Origin of the sequence: Polymorphospora sp. NPDC051019 (assembly GCF_040683055.1) — a bacterium.
GTDB classification, from domain to species: Bacteria; Actinomycetota; Actinomycetes; order Mycobacteriales; family Micromonosporaceae; genus Polymorphospora; species Polymorphospora lycopeni.
The window spans coordinates 262,898-287,521 of record NZ_JBFBCH010000001.1 but is presented as its reverse complement, the minus strand read 5'-3'; the positions used below and the strand labels follow the sequence as shown (position 1 = coordinate 287,521).

Below are 24,624 nucleotides of genomic sequence, written 5' to 3'. Positions count from 1 at the left end.
TCCGGCCGGTCGTGATGGATTGTTCGGGTGGAGTCTGGTGAGTTGGCGCGTCTGCGGCCGCGGTTGGTCGAGTTCACCGCGCGGATGTTGGACGGTGCGGTCCGGCGGTCGGACCAGCGGGCCAAGGGCGAGTTGTACGTGCGCGGCCTGCTGACCGACGGGCAGCGTAAGTCGATGCAGCCGATGGCGGAGCGTCTCGGTGTCGATCATCAGGGGCTGCAGCAGTTCATCACGTCCTCGACCTGGGACCACCGGATCGTGCGGGCGAACGTGGCCCGGTGGGCGGTCGGGGCCGTCGACCCGACCGCCTATGTGATCGACGATTCCGGGTTCCCGAAGGACGGCACCGCGTCGCCGTGCGTGGCCCGGCAGTACTCCGGCACCCTGGGCAAGACCGGCAACTGCCAGATCGGGGTCAGCGTCCACCTGGCCACCGACACCGCCTCGGTGGCCGCGAACTGGCGGCTGTTCTGCCCCGCCTCCTGGGACGACACCACCATCGGCGACCCGGCCCGGGCCGCCGAGGTGCGGCGCAAGCGGGAACGGGCCGGTATCGGCGACGACATACGCCACCGGGAGAAATGGCGTCTCGCGCTGGACATGCTCGACGAGATGACCGACGAATGGCGGCTACCGAAACTGCCGGTCACGGCCGACTCCGGCTACGGCGACTGCACCCTGTTCCGGCTCGGACTCGCCGACCGCGGCCTGGCCTACGTGGTCCAGGTCGACCCGACCGCGACCGCCCACCCCGGCGACGCGACCCCGGTCACCCCCGCCCACACCGGTCGGGGCCGTCCACCCCGACCCGCCGACCACCCTGAAAACCCTCGCCCAGACCGCCCGCCGCCGGGTCCGGCCGGTCACCTGGCGCCACGGCAGCCGCCCCACCCCGACGAACCCGGACGCGGCGCTGCGCTCCCACTTCCTACGCCTACGCGTCCGCCCCGCCAACCGCGACATCCCCCGCGCCGACAATGGCAGCCTGCCCGACTGCTGGCTGATCGCCGAATGGCCACCCGGAACCGACGAACCCGTCAAGTACTGGCTGTCCAACCTCGACCAACACACCCCGCTGAAGACCCTCGTCCAACTCGCGAAACAACGCTGGCGCGTCGAACACGACTACCGCGAACTCAAAACCGGCCTCGGCATCGACCACTTCGAAGGCCGCAGCCACACCGGCTGGCACCGCCACGTCACCCTCACCGTCCTGGCCCAGGCCTTCTGCACCCTGCTCCGCCTCGACCCAAAAGCACATGCGCCGGCCTGACCCTGTACGCCGTACTCCGGCAGATACAACAACTCCTCACCGTCATGGCCGGCGCATGCCACACCTGCAACCGCCCATACCACGACACAACCTAACAAAGCACTAGTAGGCGAATGCCGCCAAACCGGCGCCGAGCCCGTGAAATGTGATCAACTCGTCGCGGCGAGCAGGTCGTCCAGGGTGAGGGTGCGCAGGTCGTCGCGGGTGGGTCGGCGGCCCAGCGCCCGCAGCCGGCCGGACTGCGCCTTGCGCATGCCCTCGAGCAGCTTGCGCGCCTCGCGGGCGTTACCGAAGTTGCGGTCCCGCTCGACCTGCCCGAACCATTCCAGCAGCCCGTCGTCCAGGCCGTCGGCGAGCAGGTAGTCGTCGTTGCGCGCGATCCGGTCGACGATCATGACGAGCTGGTCGGCGGTGTAGTTCTCGAACTCCAGCGTCTTGGCGAACCGGGACGCCAGGCCGGAGTTCGCGTCCAGGAAGTCACTCATCTCGTGGGTGTAACCGGCCACGATGACGGCCACCCGGTCGCGGTGGTCCTCCATCAGCTTCACCAGCGTGTCGATCGCCTCCTGGCCGAAGTCGGCGTTCGCGCCACCGGCCCGCGACAGGGTGTACGCCTCGTCGATGAACAGCACCCCGCCGAGCGCCTCCTCGAACACCGACGTCGTCTTCTCCGCCGTGTGGCCGATGTACTGCCCGACCAGGTCCCGCCGGGACACCTCACGGAACTGCCCGTTCGGCAGCACACCGAGCGCCTTGAGCAGTTGGCCGTAGACGCGGGCCACCGTCGTCTTGCCGGTGCCCGGGGCCCCGGTGAAGATCAGATGGTGGCTGGCCGCGCCGACCGCCAGCCCGGCGTCCCGCCGCCACTCGTTGACCTGCAACTCATCGATGAGCGCCCGCACCTCGGCCTTCACCCCGGGCAGGCCGATCATCGAGTCGAGTTCGGCGAGCAGCGTGTCCATCTTCTCGGCGTCCTGCCGGACCGCGCCGTCGCCGGCCTTTGCCCCGGCCATCGGGGCGGCACCGCCCGGCTCGGCCGGTTCGCGGACCACCGGGGCCGCCCCCTCGTCGAGCCGGATCGCGGGCGCGGCGGTCTGCTCGATCCGGCAGCCGTCGACCAGCCCCGTGCAGCCACGGCCGAACGCGATCCCGACCCCGCGGGTGTCGTGCACCCAGCACTCGGCGATCGTCGGCGCGCTCTGCAACGCCACCGAGATGCCGGCGTCGCCGGTGCCGGAGATGTCGCACCGTTCGAGCACCGGCCGGGCGGCCTGGTAGACGTACACGCCACGGTAGCCGCAGTCGGCGACCGTGCTGTTACGGATGGTCGGGTCGGCGCCGAGCCGGACGATGATGCCGTCGTCGCTGACCCCCCGTACCTCGCACTGGTCCAGGGTGCCGCCGGAGTCGTCGACGACGATGCCGTACTGGCCCTTGGTGACCTTCAGCCCGGTGGCCCGCAGCCGCGAACCGTCGGTGACGCTGGCGCCGGCCGCGTAGCCGGCCCGCAGTTCGCAGCCGTCGATCCGCAGCTCGCAGCGCGCCGCGTGCACGGCGGGGTAGTCGCCGGCGGCGACCGCCAGCCCGCTCAGGGTGACCTCACCGCCGGTGCAGCTCACCCCGGGGGCGCCGTGGCCGGTGGCGTCGACGGTCACCGTGCCCGGCTCGCGGGCCGCCAGGGTAAGCCGCCGGCCCGATATCCGCAGCGACTCGGCGTAGACGCCGGGCTCGATCGAGATGACGGCGCCGTCCTCGGCCACCTCCAGCGCGTCGGCGATCGACGGGAAGGCTCCCGGCTGTTGGGCAGAGACGGTCAGTGTGCGTGCCATGGCCCCGCTCGTTCGGACGGTCGGTCTGGGTCGCCCGGCCCACCGCGGACCGCCGTACGGCCGCGGCGGAGCCGGTCAGATCGTGAACGTTACATCCCGGATCGAATAGGTCAGCTTCCGCAGTTCGTCGGCCCGCTCCGGCGGGGCGGTCATCCGCAGCACCAGTTGCCGGTCCAGCACCCCTTCGGGGACGCTGCGCCAGTAGCTCAGGTAGACCATGCCGTACTGCGGTGCGTCGTCGACCCGGTCGGTCTGCGCCCAGGTCGTGAACGGTCCACTTCGGATCCACTGGAGGCCGAACGCCTCCTCGGCCGTACGCAGTTCGGTCCGCCGCCCCTCGTCGCAGGGGGCCGGGCAGTGCCGCACGATCAGGTCGCCGCCGGCCTTCGGCCCCTGTCCGGCCGGGGTGCCGCAGGAGTAGTGCGCGAAGCCCGACGTCGACGCCACGGGTTCGCATCGCCAGGTGTCCGGCATCCGGAACGAGAAGCCGAGCCCGGGCAGGTCGGTGACCTGCTGCGTGCGGTCCGCGGGACCGAACCTCGGGAAGTCCGCCGGCCAGCCGCCGCCGACCGGCGGCTCGATGCCGGGCGCGGCCGGCGCCGTGCCGGGCAGTGCGATGTCGACCGACGGCGTCGGGCTGGCGCCGGGCGCGGGCGCGGCGTCGCCGCCGAGGGCCGACATGGCGGCGGCACCGCCGGCCGCGCCCAGCGCCAGCGCGAGCACCGCGACGAGAACGGTGACCAGGATGCCGCGCCCCCGGCGCGGCCGGGCCGGTGCGGGTGGGAAGAGCGGCGGGTACGGCGCCGGGTACCCGGCCGGCGCCGGCGGGGGTGGTCCGGCCACGGGCGGCGGCCCGGGGAGCGCCGCCGGCGCCGGGAACGGGCCGGCGAGCGGCTGCGGAGGCGGGCCGGCCGGGCGCGGCGGGAACGGCCCGCTCGGTGCGGCCCGCGCCGGGGGAGCGGCGGCCGGCGGCCAGCTCGGCGGTTCGGCGGCCGGCGACGCCGGACCCCCGGAGACCGGGCCGCCCGCCACGGGACCCCCGGAGACGGGACCTCCCAGCGCGGGACCTCCGGAGACGGGACCGCCCGACACGGGAGCGGGTGGAGCCGAGACCTGGGCCGGTTGGCCGCTCACCGGGGCGGCCGGTCCGGTCGGCCGGGTGGTGGTCGCGTCCGGCGCGGCCAGTGCGACGGTCGGCGGCTCCGGGCCGCTGTCCGGCGGCTCCGGTAGCGCGGGAAGCTGGCCGGCCAGCGACACGGTCGGCTGGTCGGCCGGACCCGGGTCGGGCGGTGGGGCGGCGACGAGGTGCTGCCCCAGGGCGGTGAAGATGTTTCCCGCGCCCTGGCCGGCCTCGGCCGCGCAGGCGACCCAGGGCGTGGCCGCGACATGGTTGGCGCCGACCACCGGCAGGTCGTCGGCCTGGGACAGGGTGTTGGCGGTCGCGGCGAAGGCCGCCCGCCAGCGTGGGTCGCCGGCCACCGCCGGGTCGAGCACGGCCAGTGTCACCCGGCGGCCGGCCGAGTCCGAGGCGGCCCAGACGGTGCCGACCGGGCAGGTCGCCAGCGCGCCGAGCAGCCGGTAGGGACCGATGTGGTGCATTCGTTTTCCTCCCCGCTGTACCGGTCGGATGCTATCGACCCGGTCCGACGCCGTTCCGATCCGTCCCGCCCGACCCTTCCGCCGGCATCCGTCGCACCGGGGTGCGGGCTGCACGGCCACGGGACGTGCCCGGGCGGCCCCGGCACCGGCCGGGGATAATCGCCGCGGCGGATGCGTGGGTACGAAGGGACAGTACGGGCGGATGACGGCACCATCGATGGACACGAAGCTCTGGATTCGACGGTTCCACCCGGGGCCGGCGTGGGGACCCCGGCTGGTCTGTTTTCCGCACGCCGGCGGCTCGGCGGTCGCGTTCCACCAGACGTCCAAGGCCCTGTCGCCGGTCGCCGAGGTGCTGTCGTTGCAGTATCCGGGCCGGCAGGACCGCCTCGGCGAACCGTGCCTGGACAGCATCGGGGACCTCGCCGACGCGATCGTCGCCGTGCTGTCGCGCACCCTCGACCGGCCGCTGGTGTTCCTCGGGCACAGCATGGGCGCGGTGATCGCCTTCGAGGTCGCGGTCCGGCTCGAACGGCAGGGGGTGGTCCTGCGCCGGCTCTTCGCGTCCGGCCGGCGGGCGCCGTCGCGGGTCCGTGACGAGTCGATCCACCTCGGCACCGACGACGAACTCGTCGCCGAGGTGCAGCGGCTCAGCGGCACCGAGGAGTCGCTGCTGACCGACCCGGTGGTGCTGAGCATCGTGCTGCCCGCGCTGCGCGCCGACTACCGGGCGGTGGAGACGTACCGGCACGGCGGCGGGGCGCGCCTGAGCTGTCCGGTCACGGTGCTGACCGGCGACCGGGACCCCCGGGTCAGCATCGACGAGGCGCGCGACTGGGCCGGGCACACCACCGCGGACTGCGACGTGAAGGTCTTCACCGGCGGCCACTTCTTCCTCAACGACCATCCGGCGCAGATCAACGACCTGCTCGCCGCCGAGCTGACCCGGCCCGCCGGCTGAGTCCGGCCCGGGTCAGCGCCCCGCCGCGGTGCCGGGGCCGCCGGTGGCCGGGGCCGGCGTGACCGGCACCGGGGTGGCCGGCAGTGGCGTCGGTGGCCGGTCGGGGTGCCGCCGCCGCGCGAGCCGGGCGCCGAGCAGGACCGCGCCGGCGACGGCGAGTTCGGTGAGCAGACAGACCGCCCGGCTCGCGATCGCCGCCGCGCCCGCCCCGGTCGCCGGCAGGAGGCCGACCAGCGCGACCGCGATGAGCACCTCGCGGACCACCGCCCCGTCGGGCACCACCACGACCAGCGTGCTGAGCACGGTGGCCAGGGCGAACCCGCCGACGCCGGCGACCAGCGCCGGACCCGGCGGCGCGCCGAGCGCCATCAGCAGCAGCCACAGGTGCAGGCCGGAGACCAGCCAGCAGGCCAGTTGCCAGCCGACGGCGGCCCGGGTGCCGGTGCCGGTGCCGACGGCCGGCAGGTCCCGGCGGACCAGCCGGGCGCCGACCGCGGCGAGCCGGCCCACGACGCCGGGCCAGGCCAGGAGGGCGACGACGAGGGCGGCCGGGGCGAGCAGCCACCAGCCCCGGTCGCCGAGCACCGCCGGGCCGGCCAGGGCGCCGACGACCAGTCCGGTGAGCAGCATGACGACGACGTTGAGCAGGAAGGCGGCCACCGTCGCGGTGCCGGGCACCCCGGCGTCCGCGGCCAGCCGGGCCTGGGTGACCACCACCCAGACCCGCCCGGGTACGTACTTGGCCAGCACCCCGACGAAGTAGATCCGGGCGGCGGCCAGGTTGGGCAGCCGGTGCCCCAGGTCGGCCAGGGTGCTCGCCCACGACCGCATCGCGCACAGCAGCGCCACGATGTTGCACCCGGCGGCGGCGAGCAGGTACGGCACCGCGTGCCCGGTCACCAGCGGGCGGGCGACCGACCAGTCCTGTCCGCGTACGGTCCACCAGACCCCGGCCAGGATCGCGACCACGAGGACGGCGGTGAGCAGCGGCCGGAGCCGGGCGAGGCGGCGGGTCACCGGTGCTCCCCGGCCGGGTCGGCGACCGCCGGCCGGCCCGCCTTCCCCGGGGCGGGCACCGGCCGGCCGGCCCGGCGGGCGGTGACCGCCTCCTCGTAGACGGCGACCGTCGCGTCCACCGACGCCGACCAGCCGAACGAGCGCTCGACGTGCCGGCGGCCCCGCGCGCCGAGTTCGGCGGCGTACTCCGCGTCGGCGAGCAGGTTGCCGGCGAGCCGGGCCAGCTCGTCGGGGCGGTCGGTGGTCAGGCGCAGCGCGGTGGGACGTACGCCGTCGGTGCCGATCGTGGCGGAGAACCCGGACCCGAGCAGCACCGGCGTGCCCAGCGCCATCGCCTCGACCGAGACCAGGCCGAACGGCTCGTACGTGGACGGGAACAGGCACAGGTCGGCGGCCAGGTAGTGCCGGCGGACCTGCTCGCGGGACAGGTGCCGGTGGTAGACCCGGGTCCGGTCGGCGATGCCGAGCCGGGCGACCAGTCGGTCCACGACGGCGTCCTGGTCGGTGCCGGGCAGGCCGGTGCCGAGCAGGAACAGGCGGGCCGCCGGGTGCCAGCGGGCGATGTCGGGCAGTGCCCGCAGCAGGGTGTGTACGCCCTTGACCGGGCTGAGCCGGCCGGCGAAGACGAGGACCAGCGAGTCGGCGGGAAATCCGGCCTCGGCCAGCAGTTCGGCCCGGGTCGCCGCCCGGTCGGCCGGCGCGTCCCGGTCGGTGCCGGGCGGGTCCTCGTAGCCGTGCGGCACCACCCGGATCTTGTGAGCCGCGAACCCGTGCCGGACCAGCAGGTCGCCCATCTCCGGGGTCGGCACCACGACGAGGGCGGCGAGGCCGGCCATCAGCCGCTGGCAGGCCCCGATGATCCGCAGCGGGTCGGCGACGTCGGGCTGCGGTGCCATCGTCTGTTCGGTGTTGTGCACGTGGTAGACGACCGGCAGCCGCAGCAGGGTCGCGGCGAGGATGCCGGCGGGGGTGCTCTGCCAGTCGTGGACCGCGACCACCGAACCGCGCCGGCGGCCCCGGCACAGCCCGAGGAACACCCCGAGGTTGAAGGCGATCAGGGCGATGGCGAACAGGCCCTGCCCGCGGGCGGACAGCGCCCGGTGCGGGTCGAAGAGCCGCCGGCCCAGCCAGCGCGGCATCCGGGGCCGGACCACCGGCACCCCGCCGCTCACGCCGTGCCGCGGCTGGTCGCCGGGGTGGTTCATGGTGTAAAGCCGCAGCCGCAGGTCGCCGCGCCGCCGGTGCAGGTGGTGCAGGCAGCGTTCGGCGTATTCGGCCAGCCCACCCATCCGCCACGGCGGGAACTGGTGGCAGACGACCGTTACCTGGTGCAGTACCGGCACGGTGGCTCCTCGGTCACGATGCGGGCGCGACGGGTGTGGCGACGGTGCCCCATTGATTGAGGGGTTGACCGTCGACAATGTCAACCCCCGCACCGAATTGTCTCGGTCGAGGTCGTACGCGCCTCGTGGGCGGTGGTCGTACGACGGTCGTAGGCCGGTAACTGCTACCTGGGCGGGCCGGTCGGGCGTACCTAGGATGCGAATGCCGCGCTATTCGGAACCCGCTTTGTGGAGGGTCGATGGCTAGTGAACAGGGCTCGTCCTTGATTGGGCTCGACTCCGCTGATCGGCTCTCCGTCGATCAGGTGCAGGACATGTACCGCAAATACATCAATTCGAGCCAGGTCAATCTGATGACGTCGTTCGGTTTCGGGCGCGAGCTGATCGACCATGCCGAGGGCAGCTACATCTACACCCGGGACGGCCGGCGGATCCTCGACTTCACCGGGGGAGTGGGCGTGCTCAACCACGGCCACAACCACCCGCGCATCATCGCCGCCCGCCAGCGTTTCCAGCAGGAACGCCGGATGGAGGTGCACAAGACGATCTTCTCGCCGTACCTGGCGGTGCTCGGCCACAACCTGGCGGCCGTGCTGCCCGGCGACCTCAACAAGTCGTTCCTGCCCAACTCCGGCGCCGAGGCGGTCGAGGGCGCGGTGAAGCTCGCGTACAAATACCACGGCGGGCGGCGCAACACCGTGCTGCACTCCGACATCAGCTTCCACGGCAAGCTGCTCGGTTCGGGCAGCCTGACCGCCGCCCGCAACACGTTCCGGTTCCCCGGCATCCCGGGCGTGGTCAGCTACCCGTACGGCGACCTGGCCGCCCTGCGCGCCGAAGTGGACGCCGCCCGCGACGCCGCCGGCCGGTGCGACGTGTACGCGATCCTGGTCGAGCCCTTCAGCGCCTCCACGATGCGCTCGTGCAGCGAGGAGTTCCTGCGCGGGCTGCGCGAGCTGTGCACCGAGCGCAACATCGTGCTCATCTTCGACGAGATCTACACCGGCTGGGGCAAGACCGGCACGCTGTTCTACTTCATGCGCTATCCCGGCCTGCTGCCGGACGTGCTGACCACCTCGAAGTCGTTCGGCGGCGGCAAGTCGTCGATCTCGGCGTACGTGGCCCGCGACCCGATCTTCCACAAGGCGTACGAGAACCTCAACGACGCCCTGCTGCAGAGCACCAGCACCACCTACTACGGCTTCGGCGAGGAGACCGCGACCGCCATCGAGGCGATCAACGTCGCCGTGGAGGAGGACTTCCCGGGCCGGGCCCGCGAGATCGAGGCGATCCTCGCCCCCGGACTGCGCCGGCTGCGGGCCGACTATCCCGACCTGATCGCCGACGTGCAGGGTGCCGGCGCGCTGTGGGGCGTCTTCCTCCAGAACAACGTCAAGGTGCTCGACCTCGTCACCCGGCTGCTGCCGGTGGGATTCGCCAAGGACCCGCAGTTCGCCACCAAGGTCATCACCGGCGCGGTCATCGACACCCTCTACCGCGACCACGACATCTACGCCTACTACACCCTCAACGGCCGCAACCCGCTGGTGGTCGGACCGCCGCTGGTCGCCACCGAGGCCGACGTCAAGCACTTCCTCGACTGCTTCGACGCCACCCTGGCGATCGGGCTGCCCCGGCTGCTGAGCCGGTTCGTACGCGAAAGGTTGTCGACACTGTGGTGACCCGGGTGCTGGTGACCGGCGGCTGCGGCATGCTCGGACTGAACCTGGTCCAGCGGCTGCACGCCGACGGGTACGCCGTACACAGCCTCGACCTGCGCGAACCGGCGGAACCGCTGCCCGGGGTCCGCTACACGGTCGCCGACGTCCGTGACGCCGGGGCGGTGGGCCGGGCGGTGGCCGAGGTCGACGTCGCCGTCCACACCGCCGCCGCGCTGCCGAGCTATCCGGAGCCGGAGATCCGGTCGGTGATCGTCGACGGCACCCGTACGGTGCTCGGCGCCGCCGTGGCGGCCGGGCTCGAACGGGTCGTGCACATCTCCTCCACCGCCGTGTATGGGCTGCCCGACGTCGTACCGACCACCGAGGAGCACCCCCGGGCCCCGGTCGACGCCTACAGCCGGGCGAAGGCCGGCGCCGAGGAGGTCGCCGAGGAGTTCCGGGCCGGCGGGCTATGCGTGCCGATCCTGCGCCCGAAGACGTTCCTCGGACCCGGCCGGCTCGGACTGTTCGCCATGCTGTTCGAGTGGGCCGACGAGGGCCGCAACTTCCCCGTCATCGGCCGGGGCGACGTACGCATCCAGATGCTCGCGATCGAGGACCTGGTCGACGCGGTGACCCGCGCGCTGACCGCGCCCGCCGAGGTCGCCAACGACACCTTCAACATCGCCGCCGCCGACTTCGGCACGCTGCGCGAGGACTTCCAGGCCGTACTCGACGCGGCCGGGCACGGCCGGCGGATCGTCCCCGTCCCGGCCGGCGCCGCGGTCGCCGTACTCGACCTGCTGCGCCGCGCCAGACTGTCCCCTGTGTACGGACGGCTGGTGCACAAGCTGCGCGCCGACTCGTACGTCAGCGTCAGCAAGGCCCACGAGCGGCTCGACTTCCGGTCCCGGCGCTCCAACCGCGACGCGATCCTGGCCACCTACCGGTGGTGGCGGGACCGGGCCGCCGCCGACACCGCCGACGGCACCGGCCCGGCCGCGCCCGCCGGCCGCACCAGCCGCGAACCGTGGCGGCAGGGTGTGCTCTCGCTGGCCAAGGTCTTCTTCTGACCACCGCTTCGAGCCGCGTCCAGGAGGAGGTCACGGTGTATTCGACGAACCTCGGCCAACCCGTGCCGCCGGTGCCCGACGTGCCGGCCGCGGCGGTCGGCGCGACCGCCGCCGTGACCACCGGCGTGCGGACCGGGCTGCTGCGCGACCTCGTCGCCCTGGCCCGCCCCGCCCAGTGGCCGAAGAACCTGCTGGTCGTCCCGCTGGCCCTGATCGACGCGCCCCACCTCGGCCTCGGCGCGCTCGCCCGGATGGGGCTCGCCGTCGTGCTGTTCACCCTGCTGTCGGCGTTCGTGTACGTGTGGAACGACATCGCCGACCGGCACCGCGACCGGCTGCACCCGGTGAAGCGGCACCGGCCGATCGCCGCCGGACGCATCGGCGTCGGCCCGGCCCGGGCGTACGCGCTCGGCCTGATCGTGCTGGTCGCGGTCCTGCTCGCGGTCGGCCCGGCGATGTCCTGGTGGCCGCTGTTCGGCTATTTGGCGCTCAACCTGTCCTACGTCCGCTGGCTCAAGCACCTGCCACTGCTCGACGTCTTCGCCGTCGCGGCGGGCTTCGTGCTCCGGGTCGTCCAGGGCTATCTGGCGGTGCCGGCCCGCGCCTCGGTCTGGCTGCTCGCCTGCGTCTTCACCCTCTGCCTGCTGCTCGCCGCCGGCAAGCGACGGCACGAGATGTCCGTCGGCGGCACCGCCCACCGGCCGTCGCTGGCCGGCTACACCACCCAGTACCTGGACTACCTGATCATCCTGTACGCCACGCTGACCGTGACCGTGTTCCTGCTCTACCTGGTGAACGGCCGGTTCGCCGCTCCCTATACCGACGCCTCCCTGCTCGTCTCGCTGCCCTGCGCGATCTTCGCGGTCGCCCGGCACCTGCACGTCGTGGTGGTCGGCAAGGGCGGCGGCGACCCGGTACGCCTGCTGCTGCGCGACCGCGCCATGGTCGTCAACACGCTGATCTGGGCGGGCGGGCTCGCCGTCATCCTGGTGGCGGCCCGCTTCCCGGTGCTGGTCGAATTCGCCGGACAACTCCTGGAGGGCCGATGAGCCACCCCCCGCACACCCCGCGGCTGCTGCCGGCCTCCGCGGTGCAGCCGACCGGTCCGGTCGACCACCCGGACTGGAACTACCGGCCGGTGCTCGGCCGGGTCCAGCGGCTGCGCTTCCGGATGGTCGTCGACCTGCTCGGCGGCGACCGGTTCGACCGGATCCTGGAGATCGGCTACGGCAGCGGCGTGTTCCAGCCGGAGCTCGCCCGCTGGTGCCGGGAACTGCACGGCATCGACGCGCACCCGCTGACCGGGGAGGTGGCCGGACGCCTCGCCCAGCACGGCGTCACGACCACGCTGACCCGGGGCAGCGCGGAGGCACTGCCGTACGACGACCGGTTCTTCGACTGCGTCGTCGCGGTCAGCACCCTGGAGTACGTCGAGTCGATCGACACCGCCTGCCGCGAGATCGACCGGGTGCTCGCCCCCGGCGGGTCGCTGATCGTCGTCACGCCCGGAGCCAGCGCCCTGTGGAGCCCGGTGCTGGCCGTCGCCACCCGGCAGGGAGCCAGCCAGTACGGCGACCGCCGGCAGCGGCTGCAGCCGGCCCTGTACCGGCACTTCCGGCCGGAACGCGAGGTCCGGGTGCCCCGGTTCGGCGGCAGCGTGCTGCGGCTCTACACCGGCCTGCGGTTGCGGGCCGGCGGGACGGCCGCGTGATGGCGACCCGCCCGCTGCACCTGCTGCCCCGGTCCGCGCTGCTGCTCACCGGTCCGGTCGACCACCCGGACTGGAACTACCGGCCGCTGCTCGGCCGGGTCCAGCGGCTGCGCTTCCGGATGATCCTCGACCTGCTCGGCGACACCCACCACCGGCGGATCCTGGAGATCGGCTACGGCAGCGGTGTCTTCCTGCCCGAACTCGCCCGCCGGTGCGACGAGATCCACGGGGTCGACATCCACCCGCACGCCGGCGAGGTCACCACCCGGCTCGCCGCGTACGGCGTCGCCGCGACCCTGGCCCAGGCCGGCGCCGAGGACCTGCCGTACGCCGACGGCCACTTCGACTGCGTGGTGGCGGTGAGCACGCTGGAGTGCGTGCCACGCATCGACGACGCCTGCCGCGAGATCCGGCGGGTGCTCGCCCCCGGCGGCACGCTGGTGATGGTGACGCCCGGCGTCAGCCCGTTGTGGGACCTGGCCCTGCGGATGACGACCCGCGTCGATGCCAGCCTGTACGGTGACGGTCGGCAGCGGTTGCGGCCCGCCCTCGACCGGCACTTCCGGCCGGCCCGGGAGATCGCGGTGCCGAGGGTCGGCGGCCGGCCGGTGCGCCTCTACACCGGTCTGCGACTGGAGGCACTGTGAACGACGACCGGGCCGGTGCGCTGACGGCGGGGAAGCCGGACACCCTCGCGGACCCGGCCCCGCCCGGTGGTCCGACCGGGGCCGGCCCGGATTCCGCCCCGGCTGACAGCGCCACCCCCGCCGGCGGGCCCGGCCAGGCGGTGGACGCCGCCTCGCCGGTACGACGGCGGTGGTGCCTCGGCACCCGGCTGGTGGTCGCCGGCACCGCACTGTGGACCCTCTTCCTGGCCGCCCACGTCCTGCTCACCGGTCGCTGGTGGCCGTGGCTGATCGTCGAGTCGACGCCGCCGGTCGCGCTGGTCGTCGTACCCCTGCTGTTGCTCGCCGTGTCGCCGCTGGCCCGGCCGGTCCGGCGGTGGCTGTCGCCGCTGCTGGCCGCCCTCGTCGTGGCCGGCCTGTCGCTCGGCGGCCTGCACGTGCGGGTGCTGGGCGGCGAGCCGACCGGGACCACCCCGCCGGCCCCGTCGGTCAAGGTGATGGCCTGGAACACCGACATCTGGACCATGGACGACGACCCGGACGCCTTCTTCGCCTACCTGCGCGAGCAGCGGGCCGACGTCTACCTGCTCCAGGAATACCTGCGATGGGAGGACGACGCGGTCCGGGTCGACGACCTGGCCCGGATCCGGGCCGCCTTCCCCGGACACGAGGTCGTCGTCGAGGGCGAACTGGTCACCATCTCGAGGCTGCCGGTGGTCGCCACCCACCCCCGGCCGGTGCCCGGCGAGGGCACCGACTGGTACTGGCGGGGCAACAAGGCCCAGCGGGTCGACGTACGGTTCGGAGACGCGGTGCTGTCCATCTACAACGTGCACCTGTTCGTGCCGCTGCGGCGCGAGCTGAGCCCGCTCGGCCGCGAGTTCTACGACTTCGTCCGCGACCAGTACCACCTGCGGCAGGCCGAACTGGCGACGCTGCGCGCCGACGTCGCCGCCAACCCGAACCCGGTCGTGGTCGCCGGTGACTTCAACACCCCCTGGGTCGGCAGCCTCGTCGACGTCGGGCCGGGCCTGCGCCGGCACGACCCGGCCGGGGGATCGGTGCTGGCGTCGAGCTGGCCGACGGCGAGCTACAACCTGCCCCGGCTGTGGCGGCTGGACTGGCTGCTGACCACCGACGACCTCGACGTCGCCGGCTACCGCTTCGCGCCCAACCCGGGCTTCTCCGACCACCTCGCCCAGCACTTCGTCGTCTCGCAGTCCTGAGACCTGAGAGGAAACCCGTGATGCGGCCGGACGACCGGTTCGACGTGACCGTCGCGCTCGACTACTACGCGCCGTACGTCAGCGGCCTGACCGAGACCGCGCGGATGATCGCCGAAGGGCTCGCCGCGCGCGGCCTGCGGATCGCGGTCGCCTGCTCCCGGCACGACCGGTCCCTGCCGCCGTACGAGGTCATCGCCGGCGTGCACGTGTTCCGGGCACCGGTGCTCGCCCGTATCCGCAAGGGTGTGCTCAGCCCCGGCCTGCCCGCGCTGGTGGCCCGGCTGGCCGCCCGGTCCGCGGTCCTGCACGTCCACCTGCCGATGCCGGAGGCGGTCGCCGTCGCGGCGCTGACCCGCCGGGTCCCGCTGGTGGCGACCCACCACATCGACGCGTTCCTGCCGGCCGGGCCGGTCAACGACATCGGCATGCGGCTCGCCGACGCCTCGGCCGGCGCGGCGATCCGGCGGGCCGCCCTCGTCGTGGTCAACAGCGACGACCAGGCCCGCGGCTCGCGGCTGTGGCCGCTGCTGCGCCGCCGGCCGACGCTGGCCGTCCCGGCACCCTGCGCCGACCGGGGTGGCGGCCGGCCGGCGCTGCGGGACGGCTCGGGAACGCACATCGGCTTCCTGGGCCGGATCGCCGACGAGAAGGGGATCGAATACCTGATCCGCGCCTTCCGTACGATCGACGACCCGGCCGCCCGGCTGCTGGTCGGCGGCGACTACGAGGGCGTCGCCGGCGGCAGCAACATCGGGCTGCTGCGCGCCGAGGCGGCCGGCGACCCACGGGTCCGGTTCCTCGGCCTGCTGCAGGGCGACCGGATCCGCGACTTCTACGCCTCCATCGACGTCTTCGCGCTGCCGTCGATCGCCGAGTCGTTCGGCATCGTCCAGGTCGAGGCGATGATGGCCGGCATCCCGTCGGTCACCACCGACCTGCCCGGCGGCCGGTTCCCGGTGCAGGCGACCGGATTCGGGCGGGTGGTGCCGCCGCGTGATCCGGCCGCGCTGCGCCGGGCCGTACTCGAACTCGCCGCGTTGCCGGCCGAGGCGCGCGAACTCGGCCGCAAGAAGGCCAACGAGCTGTTCGGCCTGGAATCCTGCGTCGACGCCTACGAGACGGCGCTGCGCGCGGTCATCGCCGGCCGCACCCCGGCCGGCGCGACCGGCCAGGGCTGACCCGGCCGCCGGCCGGCGGGAGCGGTCAGGGCGTGGTACGCGCCGGCAGGCGGCCGGCTGGGGCGTGGTATGCGCCGGCAGGCGGCCGGCTGGGGCGTGGTACGCGCCGGCAGGCGGCCGGCTAGGGCTGGTAGAAGTTCCGCTCCCAGCGGTGCTTGGCCAGCGTCGCCCGCTGCTCCGCCGGCAGCGGCTGGCCGTCGCTGACCGCGACGTTGCGCTGCACGTTGCGGACCGAGCGCATGCCCGGGATGATCGTCGACACCTCGGGCGCGTCGAGGACGAACCGCAGCGCGAGTTCGGCGAGCCGGTCGCGGGGCACCCCGAGGTCGGCGACGAGCGCGTCGACCCGCTGTTCCACCTGGGCCGGCCGGTCGCCGGCGAAGTAGTTGTTGCGGAAGTCGTCCGCGGGGAACGTCGTCGACGCGGTGATCTGCCCGGTGAGGCCGCCCTCGTCGAGCGGCACCCGGACGACGACACCGACGCCGTGCTCGGCGCACGCCGGCAGGAAGCTCTCCTCCGGGGTCTGGTGGAACACGTTGTAGATGAGTTGCACGGCGTCGACGTGTCCACTTCGGACCAGGTCGAGGACGCTCCCCGGCTGGTAGTCGTTGATGGACACCCCGAAGAAGCGGATCTTCCCCTCCTCCTTGAGCGCCGCGATCGTCTCCAGCCAGTCGCCGCGCCCGATCCACTCGTCCTGCCAGACGTGGAACTGAAGCAGGTCGAAGGCTTCCAGGCCGGACGCGCGCAGGCTGGTCTCCAGGCTCTCGCGGATGTGCGCGCCCGGGAACGCCTCGTCGGGGTGGACCCCGGTGGGTGCCGGCCAGATCATGTTCGCCGGCGGGACCTTGGTCGCCACGTAGACCGGGTCGCCCCGGTGCTCGCGCACGACCTGACCGACCAGGCGCTCGCTCTCGCCGTATCCGCGGGCCGTGTCGATGAAGTTGACGCCCTGTTCGATCGCGGTGTGCAGGGCGCGTAACGACTCCTGCTCCTGCGCGCCGACCCAGTAGAGGCCGCCGATACCCCAGGCGCCGTAGCCGATCTCGGAAACCCGCAGGCCGGTCCGGCCCAGTGGACGGTACTGCACGTGGAACCTCCAGGGGATTGGAAGACTGGGAAACTGACCCCGCCGGGCGCCGACGATAGCAACGGTGGCACCACTTTCAGTGACCTGACTCGCCATCGGCGGTGATGATTCCGGTCGCCGCCGCGCGGTGGACCGCGTCCATTCGCGACCGAGCGTCGAGTTTGGCGTAGATGTTCGTCAGATGCCGTTTCACGGTCGCCTGGGTGACCCCCAGCCGCGCGGCGATCTGTGCGTTGTTCATCCGGGCCGCGACCAGCCGGAGGATCTCGCGTTCGCGGGCGGTCGGCGCCCGGTCGGCGGCCGGCCCGCCGGCACCGGGATCCGGTGGCGGGCCCGCCGGGTGACCGCCGAACCGGCCCAGGGTCCGCCGGGAGACCGACAGCAGCACCGTCTGCGCGTCGCGGCAGACCGACCGCGCGGCGGCCAGCAGTTCGTCGAGCAGGATCGCCTTGGTCAGGTAGGCCGCCGCGCCGCTCTCGAACACTTCGCGCATCAGGCCGTCGTCGTCATGCATGGTGAGCACGATGACCCTGGTCTGCGGCCGGGTCCGGTGCACCTGCCGGATGACGGCGGCGGCGCCCGGCCCGGGCATCTCGACGTCGAGCAGCAGGACGTCCGGGCGATGCTCGACGGCGACGGCGACGGCCTGGTCACCGGTGGCGGCTTCCCCGACGACGACGAACCCGTCGTCGGTGGACAGCAGTTCGCGGATTCCCTCCCGGAACAGGGCGTGGTCGTCGGCGAGCGCGACGCGGATGGGGTCCGCGACGACGGGCGCGCTCACGGCCGCGCCCCGGGCATGGGTACGGTGACGGCGACGGTGGTGCCGTGGCCGGTCATGCTCGACAGGCGCAACCGGCCGCGCAGCAATTCGGCCCGGTCCCGCATCGACAGTAATCCGCCGTACGAGGTGGCGATCGCGGCTTTTTGATCGAACCCGCTTCCGTCGTCGGCGACCGAGGCGTCGACGCGGTTTCCGTTGATTCCGAGCTGGATTCGAAGTGTCGCCGGATGCGCGTGGCGGACGGCATTCCGGATGGCTTCGCAGAGAATCAGATACAGTTCCTCGGCGACTTCGGGCGGTAGTGTGTCCACCCGGTCCGAAACGGTCAGGTCGACCCGTACCGGTGGTGGGACATGGTGGTCCAGATAGGTCCGCAGGGCGTGTTCGATTCCGCGGTCGCTCACCGACCGGCGCAGTTCCGAGGAGAGCTGCTGGATGGTCCGGGTGGTCTCGCCGATGGTGGTGATCGCCCTGGTCAGCCTGGCCGCCGCCCGGTCCGCGTCGGTGGCGAGATAGCGCCGGTGCAGGTCCAGGTTCTGTAGCGCCAGCGCCATGCCGTGGCCGACCCGGTCGTGCAACTCGCAGGCGATCCGGCGCCGTTCCTCCTGGCGCGAGGTGCGCAGGCGCGCGGTCAGCAGGCTGTCGTGGGCGGTCGAGGCGAGCGCGGCCCACTCGGTCACCGCCCGGTGCAGGGTGGTGCTGGCCCTGACCAGCAGTTTCTGGTCGCCGCCGGCCCAGCGGGCGGCCAGGATCGGCAGGGCCACCTCGAAGAGCAGCGTGCCGGCCCGCAGGTAGTCGACCGGATGGCCGGGATAGTCGGTCTCGTCGGGTGGGGCGTCGCCGGTCCGGGCGCTGTTCCTGGTGGGGCCGGCGGCGGGTGGGACGGTCCCGCCGCCGGTCGTCCCGGCCGGTGCCGCGGCGCCGTCGACGCCCGCCGGGGTGCCGAGTTCGCGGAGCACCTCGTGCACCACCCGTGCCGCCCCGCCCGCGATCGGGCCGGAAATGTCACCGGCCGGCAGGCGTCGGAGGAATTCCCGGACAACGTGCACGGCGATCGCCGTCCCGTCCACATGGGTGATTGCGTCCGATTGTTTCACCACGAAACGGACCTCCTTGGGCGGCGCCGAACGGCGTCGCCTGACACTCTGGGACACGGTAGCAGTCGTGCTGACGAGCGTCGATGAATGTCCCATTGGTGGCCTGGTCCGATGTATCTGTGGTGAAGCGCTTTCCGGCGCGTCGGCGGGGTGCGTTTCCGGACGTACGCCCGCCGGGTCGCAATAGTGGTTGATGAAGCTGCATAAGCAGTGAAACGGGTGGATATCAGGGGTTGCCGCCCCCGGTCGCCGCGGCCGTCCCCGGTGCCGGACCGTGCGGCTGCGGTGCCGGGGTGACCAGGGGATTCACCCGACGGGAGGATCACGTTCACCTGGCCGGGAGGACCTGGACAGCCGGCTCCGGTTGGGTCCGGCCTCATGACCGATCCAACCGCGAACGAAACCCTTCCGACGACGGAAAACCCCGCGCCGGGCAGCCTGTCCCGCCGTACGGTGCTCGGCGCGCTCGCCGGCGGCGCCGCGGTGGCGACCGGGGTGGCCGTACCCGCCGCGCCGGCCGTGGCGGCGGCCCCCGGCACGGACCCCGACGACGTACCGGCGCCCCGGCTGGGCGGCCGGCCGCTGCTGTGCGAGCCCTACCTGCTCGACCCGCAGGCGTCCACCGTGTACGTCGTATGGCACACCGAGGAGGCCGGCACCGCACAGGTGGTGCTCGTCGGCGCCGGCGTGACCACCCTCGACGACCAGCAGGCCCTGGACGCCGCCACCGGCAGCCGCCGCAACGGCCCCGGCTGGCGGCGGATCACCGCCACCACGAAGCGGCTGACCCGGACCCGGGAGGACAGCGCCTCGGCGGTGCCCGGCCGCAGCTTCTCGGCGGTCGTCGACCGGCCGGTGCACCGGCAGCTGGCGCTGGTCGACAAGCTGCCCGCCGGCCGTACGCCGTACCGGGTGGTGTCGGTCGACCACGCCGGCCGGGCGACGGTCACCGCCGTCTACACGCTGGCCCCGGTGGCACCCCGCAAGCAGGCGGTGAAGCTGCTGCTGACCAGCGACCACCAGCTCAAGAACATGACCCCGGCCAACCTGGAGAAGGTCGCCGAGACCGTCGGCGTACGCCTCGACGGCGTGCTCGTCGCCGGTGACCTGGTCAACGTGCCGGACCGGGCCAGCGAGTGGTTCGACAGCACCACCGGGCTCGCGTTCTTCGCCGGCCTGACCGGACGGGCCAGCAAGACGCTGCACGGTCGCACCTGGCGCGGCGCGCCGCTGCTCCAGCACACCCCGATCTACCCGGCGATCGGCAACCACGAGGTGATGGGCCGCTGGTCGGACACCGCCGGCCTGGACAGCCAGTTCAACGACCCGCAGCCGCTCGAGGTGGCCCGCCGGAAGTGGCGCGACAGCCGGCCGTCCGGTGTGGACGAGGCGACCTGGCTGGCCGAGCAGTCCTGGGACGTCACCACGTACGAGGAGATGTTCCCGTACCCGAGCAGCCCCAACGGCGGCCAGCGCTGGTGGGCCCGGACGATCGGCGACGTGCACCTGGTCACCCTCTTCGCCACCCAGATCTGGCGCTCGGCGTCGCCGACCGCCCGGGGCAAGTTCCAGGAGGCGCCGGCCGACCTGGAGAACGCGGAGAAGTGGGGCTACGGACAGTTCATCTTCGAGCCGGTCAAGCGCGGCTCGCGGCAGTACAAGTGGCTGGAGCGCGAGCTCGCCTCGCCGGCGGCGCAGCGGGCCCGGTACCGGGTCGTCATGTACCACCACCCGGGGCACGGCCTCGGCGACAACTCCGCGCCGCCGTTCACCGACCCGGTGCAGACCGTCACCCGCGACCCGCTGACCGGTAAGGTCACCGCGGTCACGTACGACTACCCGCTGGCCGACGACCACATCCTGCGCGACCTGGAGCCGCTCTTCTCCGCCAACGGCGTGCACCTGGTCCACAACGGACACTCCCACCTGTGGAACCGGTTCCGCAACGCCGCCGGTGTCAACTGGCTGGAGACCTCCAACGTCGGCAACAGCTACGGCGCGTACGACGTCTCGTCCGGCGCCAGCCGCAACCTGCCCGAGGACCCCGACCACATCCGGCAGGGCGACCCCGGTGGGCTGGCCCCGATCGTGCCGACGGTCGCCCCGCTGACCGACGCCGCCGGCAAGCCCCTGCCGTACGTCGCCAGCAACGACATCACCGTCTTCTCGGTCCTCGACTCGGGGGCGGGCGTGGTGCGGTCGTACCGGTTCGACACCCGTGACCCGGGCTCGGCCGTCGTGCTCTTCGACGAGTTCCCGCTGGCCTGACCCGACGGGGCCGGCGCGGTGGACACCGCGCCGGCCCCGTGCGACGGTCAGCTCGCGCAGATCGCGAACGCGCGGACCTTCCAACTGCCGCTGAAGCCGTCCTCGTCCTCGACCGCGCTCGCGGTCACCGAGGTGGTGTCCGGGGCGTGTGCGGCGGTCAACCGGACCTGTCCGTTCCCGCCGAGGATCTCGGCGCCGATCCCGTGCACCTGCCGACCCGGCGAGCAGGTGACGGTCACCGACTTGCTGGAGACGGAGTCGTAGTCGCTGTCGTCGAGCAGCCGCTCGTAGCCGGCCGGCTGGTTGGCGCACATCGCCCGGGCGTGGATCTGCCAGTTGCCGGCGAACCCGGTGCCGTCCTCGGCACCGGCGACCGTGACACTGCCGGTGTCGATGCGCAGGTCCTCCAGCAGCACCTCGCTGTTGCTGGCCCCGATCACCGCGCCGCCGACCCCGAGCGCCACCTTGCCGAGCGGGCACGGGATGGTGAGCCAGTCCTCGTCGACGGACGTCGGGCTGGAGGTGCCGGAGACCACCTCGAAGCCGGCCGGTGCGGGGGCGCACAGCGCCGTCGCGGTGACCGACCAGGTGGCGTTGGTGCCGGTCTCGTCCTCCCGGCCGGTGACCGAGAATCCGGTGCCGTCGACCAGCGGCAGCATGAAGTCCATGCCCACCTGCTCGGGCACCGCGCCGCCGATCCGGCCACCGCCGCCGAGCACGGTGTCGCCCGGAGCGCAGAAGGCGGTCCGGCTCTTGGCGTCGCTGTTGCGGGGGCCGACCGAGTTGACCCGGTCCAGCCCGGGTACGGCCGCCGCCGGTGCCGCGCCGAGCAGCGGCGTGATCAGTACGGCGGTCGACAGGACCGCGCCGGCGATGATCCGGCGGCGCCCCTGGGTCGTCTCGTGCTGCATCTCTGTCCTGGTTTCCCTTCGTGGTCGCCGGCTGTTCCCAAATGGACGGTCGAACGCCGGGCGGTGGTGGGGTGGTGCGACCCGGTCAGCCCCGGGCACGACCCAACGTAGAAGACCCCCGCAGGTGCCGACGGCCGCCGCATGGCGCCCGAGCAGCCAAGACGCCAATCGATCTATCTGAATCGCCAACCCGACTGTCGCACTGTCGACATCCCCTTGATCGCGGTGATCAGGGACTCCGTCTCGCGTTTCGTCGGCGTGTCGTGCCACGAATTCCCTGATCACGCGGATCTTCGGGGGAGGGGGGTGCTATAGGCTCGATCACATGTCGACCGTGTCCGCGGACGGCGGCCGCCCGCCCACCCTGGAGCAGGTCGCCCGCTACGCCGGCGTGTCCCGGTCCACCGTGTCCCGGGTCATCAACGCGGTGCCGACCGTCGCCCCGGAGATCCGGGAGACCGTCGAGCGGGCCATCGCCGCCACCGGGTACGTCCCCAACCTCGCCGCCCGCTCGCTGGTGACCCGGCGCACCGACTCGGTCGCGATCGTCATCTCCGAGCCCGACCGCACCAGCGGCACCCCGTTCCTCAACCGGATGTTCACCGACCCCTACGTCGGCCGGGTCACCGCCGGCGCCCAGGAGGTGCTGCTGCCGCAGAACATCCACCTCGTCGTCATCCCGGTCGACCCACCGGCCCGGCACCTGGTGCTGCGCTACCTGCGACAGGGGCACGTCGACGGCGTACTGCTGGTCAGCAGTCACATCGACGACCCGATGCCCGGCCTGCTCGACGACCTGGACATCCCGACCGTGCTGTCCGCCCGGCCCGGTCCGCCGGTACGCGCCAGCTACGTCGACGTCGACCAGCGGGCCGGCGCCCACCTGGCCGTCGAGCACCTGGTCGGCCGCGGCCGCCGGCGGCTGGCGACGATCTGCGGACCGCTGGACATGACCGCCGGCCAGGAACGGCTCGCCGGCTTCCGCGCGGCCCTGCTCGGGTACGGGCAGCCGGACCCGCCGGTCGTCGAGGCCGACTTCACCCGGGCCGGTGGCGAGGCGGCGGCCCGACGGTTGCTGGCGACCCACGCGGACGTCGACGGCCTGTTCGTCGCCAACGACCTGATGGCCGAGGGCGCGGTACGGGTGCTACGGGAACTCGGCCGGCGGGTGCCCGACGACGTCGCGGTCGTCGGCTTCGACGACAGTTCGGCGGCGGCGGAGGCGCACCCGGCGCTGACCACGATCCGGCAGCCGGTGGAGGAGATGGCCGCCGAGATGGCCCGCCTGTTGCTGGCCCGGATCCGTGACCCGCGCCGCCTGTCCCGCGCGATCCTGTTCCACCCCACCCTGGTGATCCGCGCCTCCACCTGACCCGCCCTCACCGCGTCCCGCCCGCGCGTCGTCCGCCCGCGCGCCGCCCGCCCTGCGCGCCGCGCCCCCCGTCGCGCGCTGCCCCCCCGCGCAGCCGCCCGCGCCCCGCGATCACGGGATCAATGCCGCAAATTGGGCGCGATCTTGGCAACAACTCCTTGATCAACGCGGCCGGCGGCCACCCCCCGCCCCGGGCAGTCCCGGGGGCAGGGCAGGGGCCGCGCCCGTGCCCTCGGCGTGGGCACGGGCGCGGCGGCTTGGGGCGACCGGGGTCAGGGGCGGCCGTTCACCCCGCACTTGATGATCGGGCGGATGCAGTCGTTGACCCGGCGGGCCATCTCCGCCTCCGGCCAGGCGTTGAAGAAGTCGCCGTGCATGGTGTAGCCGGGTCCGGACGCCAGCCGGAACCGGGCCGGGTCGCCGTTGACCGGATAGCGCAGTACCTGGCGCAGTTTCGGCACCGGGACCGGGTGGCTGGCCGGGCAGGCGCCGGCGACCGGATAGGCCATGTGGCTCTTGTGGTCGGGCGAGTCGAGGTCGCGGCCGTTCCAGCACTGTGGGAAGTCCAGATAGGACTCCAGCATGGTGCCGGTCGGGCAGTTGACGAAGTTCGTCGACGACCCGACGTGGCCGGCGTGCAGGCACGACCAGCGGGCGATGGTGTTGTCGCCGGGGCTGGTCGCCCGGGCGTTGCCGGCGACGATCCGCAGGCCCAGCGGCAGTGGCTGGGTGCGGGCGATGATGTCGTCGCGTACGCCCTCACCCAGGTAGTAGAAGGTGGTGCCGGTCGGTTCCACCGGCACGTTGTTCACGTACAGGGTCGGTACCCAGTACGACGACACGTCGATGCTGGGCGAGCAGGTGCTGGTGCTGCCGAGCAGGTCGTCGAGGTCGGTGTGGGCGTTGGTGACCCGGCTGCCGAAGAAGCTGTGCATGTGCGAGGCGCCGGGCAGTCCGGGGAAGATGATCGGGTCGTCGGGCAGCCGGTGGCTGTACGGGCACTCGGCGAGGAACTCGGCGACGCGGACGATCGGGCCGCCGGGCGGCGGGGTGCTCGGCGGTGGGGTGCCGCCGCCGGTGCCGTACACCTGGAATTCCCACAGCGAGACGCCGTACGGGGTGGCGCGGGCGGTGGTGTGGACGCGGACGTACCGGCCGGTGCCGGAGACGGCGAGGTCCTGGACCCCGCCGTTGCCGTTGGTGGTGGTGTGGACGGTGGTCCAGTTGGTCGCGTCGGTGGAGGTCTGGACGGTGAAGGCGCGGGCGTACGCGCTCTCCCAGCGCAGGACCACCCGGTTGACGGTGGCGGTCCCGCCGAGGTCGACGCGTATCCACTGTGGATCGGCGAACCCGCTGGACCAGCGGGTGCCGTTGTCGCCGTCGACGGCCGCGGCGGCGGGCGTGCCGCCGTTCTCCGTCGACGACGCGGTGGCCGACCGCCCCTGCGAGAGCAGGGTGTCGGCGGCGCCGGCCGGTAGGGCGGTGCCGGTCAGGTAGCCGGCCAGCAGGACGAACAGCGCGCCGGTGGCGGCCGCCCTCCTGGTCCGGATCTTGCGGGGTGCCCGTCGCATGGTTGCCTCCTTGGCGTCGATGGCATACGAGGGG

19 protein-coding genes and 1 pseudogene are annotated in these 24,624 nt (G+C 73.1%); 11 read left to right on the top strand and 9 right to left on the bottom strand.

Annotated features, from left to right (window positions below; translation table 11 throughout):
- Window positions 1-27 precede the first annotated feature (27 nt).
- Window positions 28-1,273: pseudogene (locus tag AB0M79_RS01270) on the top strand (IS701 family transposase).
- Between the two features lie 149 nt (window positions 1,274-1,422).
- On the opposite strand, the gene AB0M79_RS01265 reads toward AB0M79_RS01270, so the two are convergent.
- Both AB0M79_RS01265 and AB0M79_RS01260 read right to left on the bottom strand, forming a co-directional pair.
- Window positions 1,423-3,102: a right-handed parallel beta-helix repeat-containing protein gene (locus AB0M79_RS01265; protein WP_364206604.1), complete on the bottom strand. Its 1,680-nt coding sequence runs from the start codon at window positions 3,100-3,102 to the stop codon at window positions 1,423-1,425.
- Between the two features lie 75 nt (window positions 3,103-3,177).
- Complete coding sequence (locus AB0M79_RS01260) at window positions 3,178-4,701, bottom strand: hypothetical protein (protein WP_364206602.1); 1,524 nt, start codon at window positions 4,699-4,701, stop codon at window positions 3,178-3,180.
- 202 nt (window positions 4,702-4,903) lie between these two features.
- Here AB0M79_RS01260 and AB0M79_RS01255 point away from each other — a divergent pair, with 202 nt between their 5' ends.
- Window positions 4,904-5,662, top strand: a complete 759-nt coding sequence (locus AB0M79_RS01255; protein WP_364206600.1) for an alpha/beta fold hydrolase — start codon at window positions 4,904-4,906, stop codon at window positions 5,660-5,662.
- 12 nt (window positions 5,663-5,674) lie between these two features.
- On the opposite strand, the gene AB0M79_RS01250 is transcribed toward AB0M79_RS01255, so the two are convergent.
- The gene (locus AB0M79_RS01250; protein ID WP_364206598.1) at window positions 5,675-6,679 is read right to left on the bottom strand and encodes a lysylphosphatidylglycerol synthase domain-containing protein; all 1,005 of its coding nucleotides are present in this window, start codon (window positions 6,677-6,679) and stop codon (window positions 5,675-5,677) included.
- The gene (locus AB0M79_RS01245; RefSeq protein WP_364206596.1) at window positions 6,676-8,022 is read right to left on the bottom strand and encodes a glycosyltransferase family 4 protein; all 1,347 of its coding nucleotides are present in this window, start codon (window positions 8,020-8,022) and stop codon (window positions 6,676-6,678) included. The genes AB0M79_RS01250 and AB0M79_RS01245 overlap by 4 nt, the downstream gene beginning before the upstream one ends.
- Before the next feature lie 353 nt (window positions 8,023-8,375).
- Between AB0M79_RS01245 and AB0M79_RS01240 the strand changes: the two genes are divergently transcribed.
- From AB0M79_RS01240 to AB0M79_RS01210, 7 genes are read left to right on the top strand one after another with little or no spacing between them, the layout of a single operon-like run.
- Window positions 8,376-9,704 carry an aminotransferase class III-fold pyridoxal phosphate-dependent enzyme gene (locus tag AB0M79_RS01240; protein WP_357544041.1) on the top strand — a complete coding sequence of 443 codons (1,329 nt, stop codon included), beginning with the start codon at window positions 8,376-8,378 and terminating at the stop codon, window positions 9,702-9,704.
- On the top strand, window positions 9,698-10,756 hold the full coding sequence (locus AB0M79_RS01235) for an NAD-dependent epimerase/dehydratase family protein (RefSeq protein WP_364206594.1): 1,059 nt from the start codon (window positions 9,698-9,700) through the stop codon (window positions 10,754-10,756). The genes AB0M79_RS01240 and AB0M79_RS01235 overlap by 7 nt, the downstream gene beginning before the upstream one ends.
- A gap of 35 nt (window positions 10,757-10,791) precedes the next feature.
- Window positions 10,792-11,805, top strand: a complete 1,014-nt coding sequence (locus AB0M79_RS01230) for a UbiA prenyltransferase family protein (protein WP_364206592.1) — start codon at window positions 10,792-10,794, stop codon at window positions 11,803-11,805.
- Complete coding sequence (locus AB0M79_RS01225; protein ID WP_364206590.1) at window positions 11,802-12,467, top strand: class I SAM-dependent methyltransferase; 666 nt, start codon at window positions 11,802-11,804, stop codon at window positions 12,465-12,467. Before AB0M79_RS01230 ends, AB0M79_RS01225 begins: the two co-directional genes overlap by 4 nt.
- On the top strand, window positions 12,467-13,114 hold the full coding sequence (locus tag AB0M79_RS01220) for a class I SAM-dependent methyltransferase (RefSeq protein WP_364206588.1): 648 nt from the start codon (window positions 12,467-12,469) through the stop codon (window positions 13,112-13,114). The genes AB0M79_RS01225 and AB0M79_RS01220 overlap by 1 nt, the downstream gene beginning before the upstream one ends.
- The gene (locus AB0M79_RS01215) at window positions 13,111-14,319 is read left to right on the top strand and encodes an endonuclease/exonuclease/phosphatase family protein (protein ID WP_364206586.1); all 1,209 of its coding nucleotides are present in this window, start codon (window positions 13,111-13,113) and stop codon (window positions 14,317-14,319) included. The genes AB0M79_RS01220 and AB0M79_RS01215 overlap by 4 nt, the downstream gene beginning before the upstream one ends.
- A 20-nt stretch (window positions 14,320-14,339) precedes the next feature.
- Window positions 14,340-15,497 (top strand): glycosyltransferase family 4 protein, encoded by a 1,158-nt coding sequence (locus AB0M79_RS01210; RefSeq protein ID WP_364206584.1) that lies wholly within the window; start codon window positions 14,340-14,342, stop codon window positions 15,495-15,497.
- A 121-nt stretch (window positions 15,498-15,618) separates the two neighbouring features.
- Here the strand turns inward: AB0M79_RS01210 and AB0M79_RS01205 are convergent, their stop codons facing one another.
- The 3 genes from AB0M79_RS01205 to AB0M79_RS01195 form a co-directional block, all read right to left on the bottom strand.
- On the bottom strand, window positions 15,619-16,587 hold the full coding sequence (locus tag AB0M79_RS01205) for an aldo/keto reductase (RefSeq protein ID WP_364206582.1): 969 nt from the start codon (window positions 16,585-16,587) through the stop codon (window positions 15,619-15,621).
- 76 nt (window positions 16,588-16,663) lie between these two features.
- On the bottom strand, window positions 16,664-17,371 hold the full coding sequence (locus AB0M79_RS01200) for a response regulator transcription factor (protein WP_364206580.1): 708 nt from the start codon (window positions 17,369-17,371) through the stop codon (window positions 16,664-16,666).
- Entirely contained in the window at window positions 17,368-18,471 is a 1,104-nt protein-coding gene (locus tag AB0M79_RS01195; RefSeq protein ID WP_364206578.1) for an ATP-binding protein, read from the bottom strand. Before AB0M79_RS01195 ends, AB0M79_RS01200 begins: the two co-directional genes overlap by 4 nt.
- A gap of 375 nt (window positions 18,472-18,846) precedes the next feature.
- Between AB0M79_RS01195 and AB0M79_RS01190 the strand changes: the two genes are divergently transcribed.
- On the top strand, window positions 18,847-20,736 hold the full coding sequence (locus AB0M79_RS01190; protein ID WP_364206576.1) for a hypothetical protein: 1,890 nt from the start codon (window positions 18,847-18,849) through the stop codon (window positions 20,734-20,736).
- Window positions 20,737-20,783: 47 nt separating this feature from the next.
- On the opposite strand, the gene AB0M79_RS01185 is transcribed toward AB0M79_RS01190, so the two are convergent.
- On the bottom strand, window positions 20,784-21,647 hold the full coding sequence (locus AB0M79_RS01185) for a hypothetical protein (protein ID WP_364206574.1): 864 nt from the start codon (window positions 21,645-21,647) through the stop codon (window positions 20,784-20,786).
- Between the two features lie 325 nt (window positions 21,648-21,972).
- On the opposite strand from AB0M79_RS01185, the gene AB0M79_RS01180 reads away from it, so the two are divergent.
- Entirely contained in the window at window positions 21,973-23,019 is a 1,047-nt protein-coding gene (locus AB0M79_RS01180) for a LacI family DNA-binding transcriptional regulator (RefSeq protein WP_364206572.1), read from the top strand.
- A 272-nt stretch (window positions 23,020-23,291) separates the two neighbouring features.
- Here AB0M79_RS01180 and AB0M79_RS01175 read toward each other — a convergent pair whose 3' ends face one another.
- Window positions 23,292-24,590: a DUF1996 domain-containing protein gene (locus tag AB0M79_RS01175; RefSeq protein ID WP_364206570.1), complete on the bottom strand. Its 1,299-nt coding sequence runs from the start codon at window positions 24,588-24,590 to the stop codon at window positions 23,292-23,294.
- Between the last annotated feature and the right edge of the window lie 34 nt (window positions 24,591-24,624).

Coding starts and splice junctions, on each gene's coding strand:
- AB0M79_RS01220 (WP_364206588.1), top strand. CDS start 12,467: ATGGCGACCCGCCCGCTGCACCTGCTGCCCCGGTCCGCGCTGCTGCTC.
- AB0M79_RS01255 (WP_364206600.1), top strand. CDS start 4,904: ATGACGGCACCATCGATGGACACGAAGCTCTGGATTCGACGGTTCCAC.
- AB0M79_RS01265 (WP_364206604.1), bottom strand. CDS start 3,102: ATGGCACGCACACTGACCGTCTCTGCCCAACAGCCGGGAGCCTTCCCG.
- AB0M79_RS01210 (WP_364206584.1), top strand. CDS start 14,340: ATGCGGCCGGACGACCGGTTCGACGTGACCGTCGCGCTCGACTACTAC.
- AB0M79_RS01260 (WP_364206602.1), bottom strand. CDS start 4,701: ATGCACCACATCGGTCCCTACCGGCTGCTCGGCGCGCTGGCGACCTGC.
- AB0M79_RS01185 (WP_364206574.1), bottom strand. CDS start 21,647: ATGCAGCACGAGACGACCCAGGGGCGCCGCCGGATCATCGCCGGCGCG.
- AB0M79_RS01175 (WP_364206570.1), bottom strand. CDS start 24,590: ATGCGACGGGCACCCCGCAAGATCCGGACCAGGAGGGCGGCCGCCACC.
- AB0M79_RS01240 (WP_357544041.1), top strand. CDS start 8,376: ATGACGTCGTTCGGTTTCGGGCGCGAGCTGATCGACCATGCCGAGGGC.
- AB0M79_RS01190 (WP_364206576.1), top strand. CDS start 18,847: ATGACCGATCCAACCGCGAACGAAACCCTTCCGACGACGGAAAACCCC.
- AB0M79_RS01180 (WP_364206572.1), top strand. CDS start 21,973: ATGTCGACCGTGTCCGCGGACGGCGGCCGCCCGCCCACCCTGGAGCAG.
- AB0M79_RS01225 (WP_364206590.1), top strand. CDS start 11,802: ATGAGCCACCCCCCGCACACCCCGCGGCTGCTGCCGGCCTCCGCGGTG.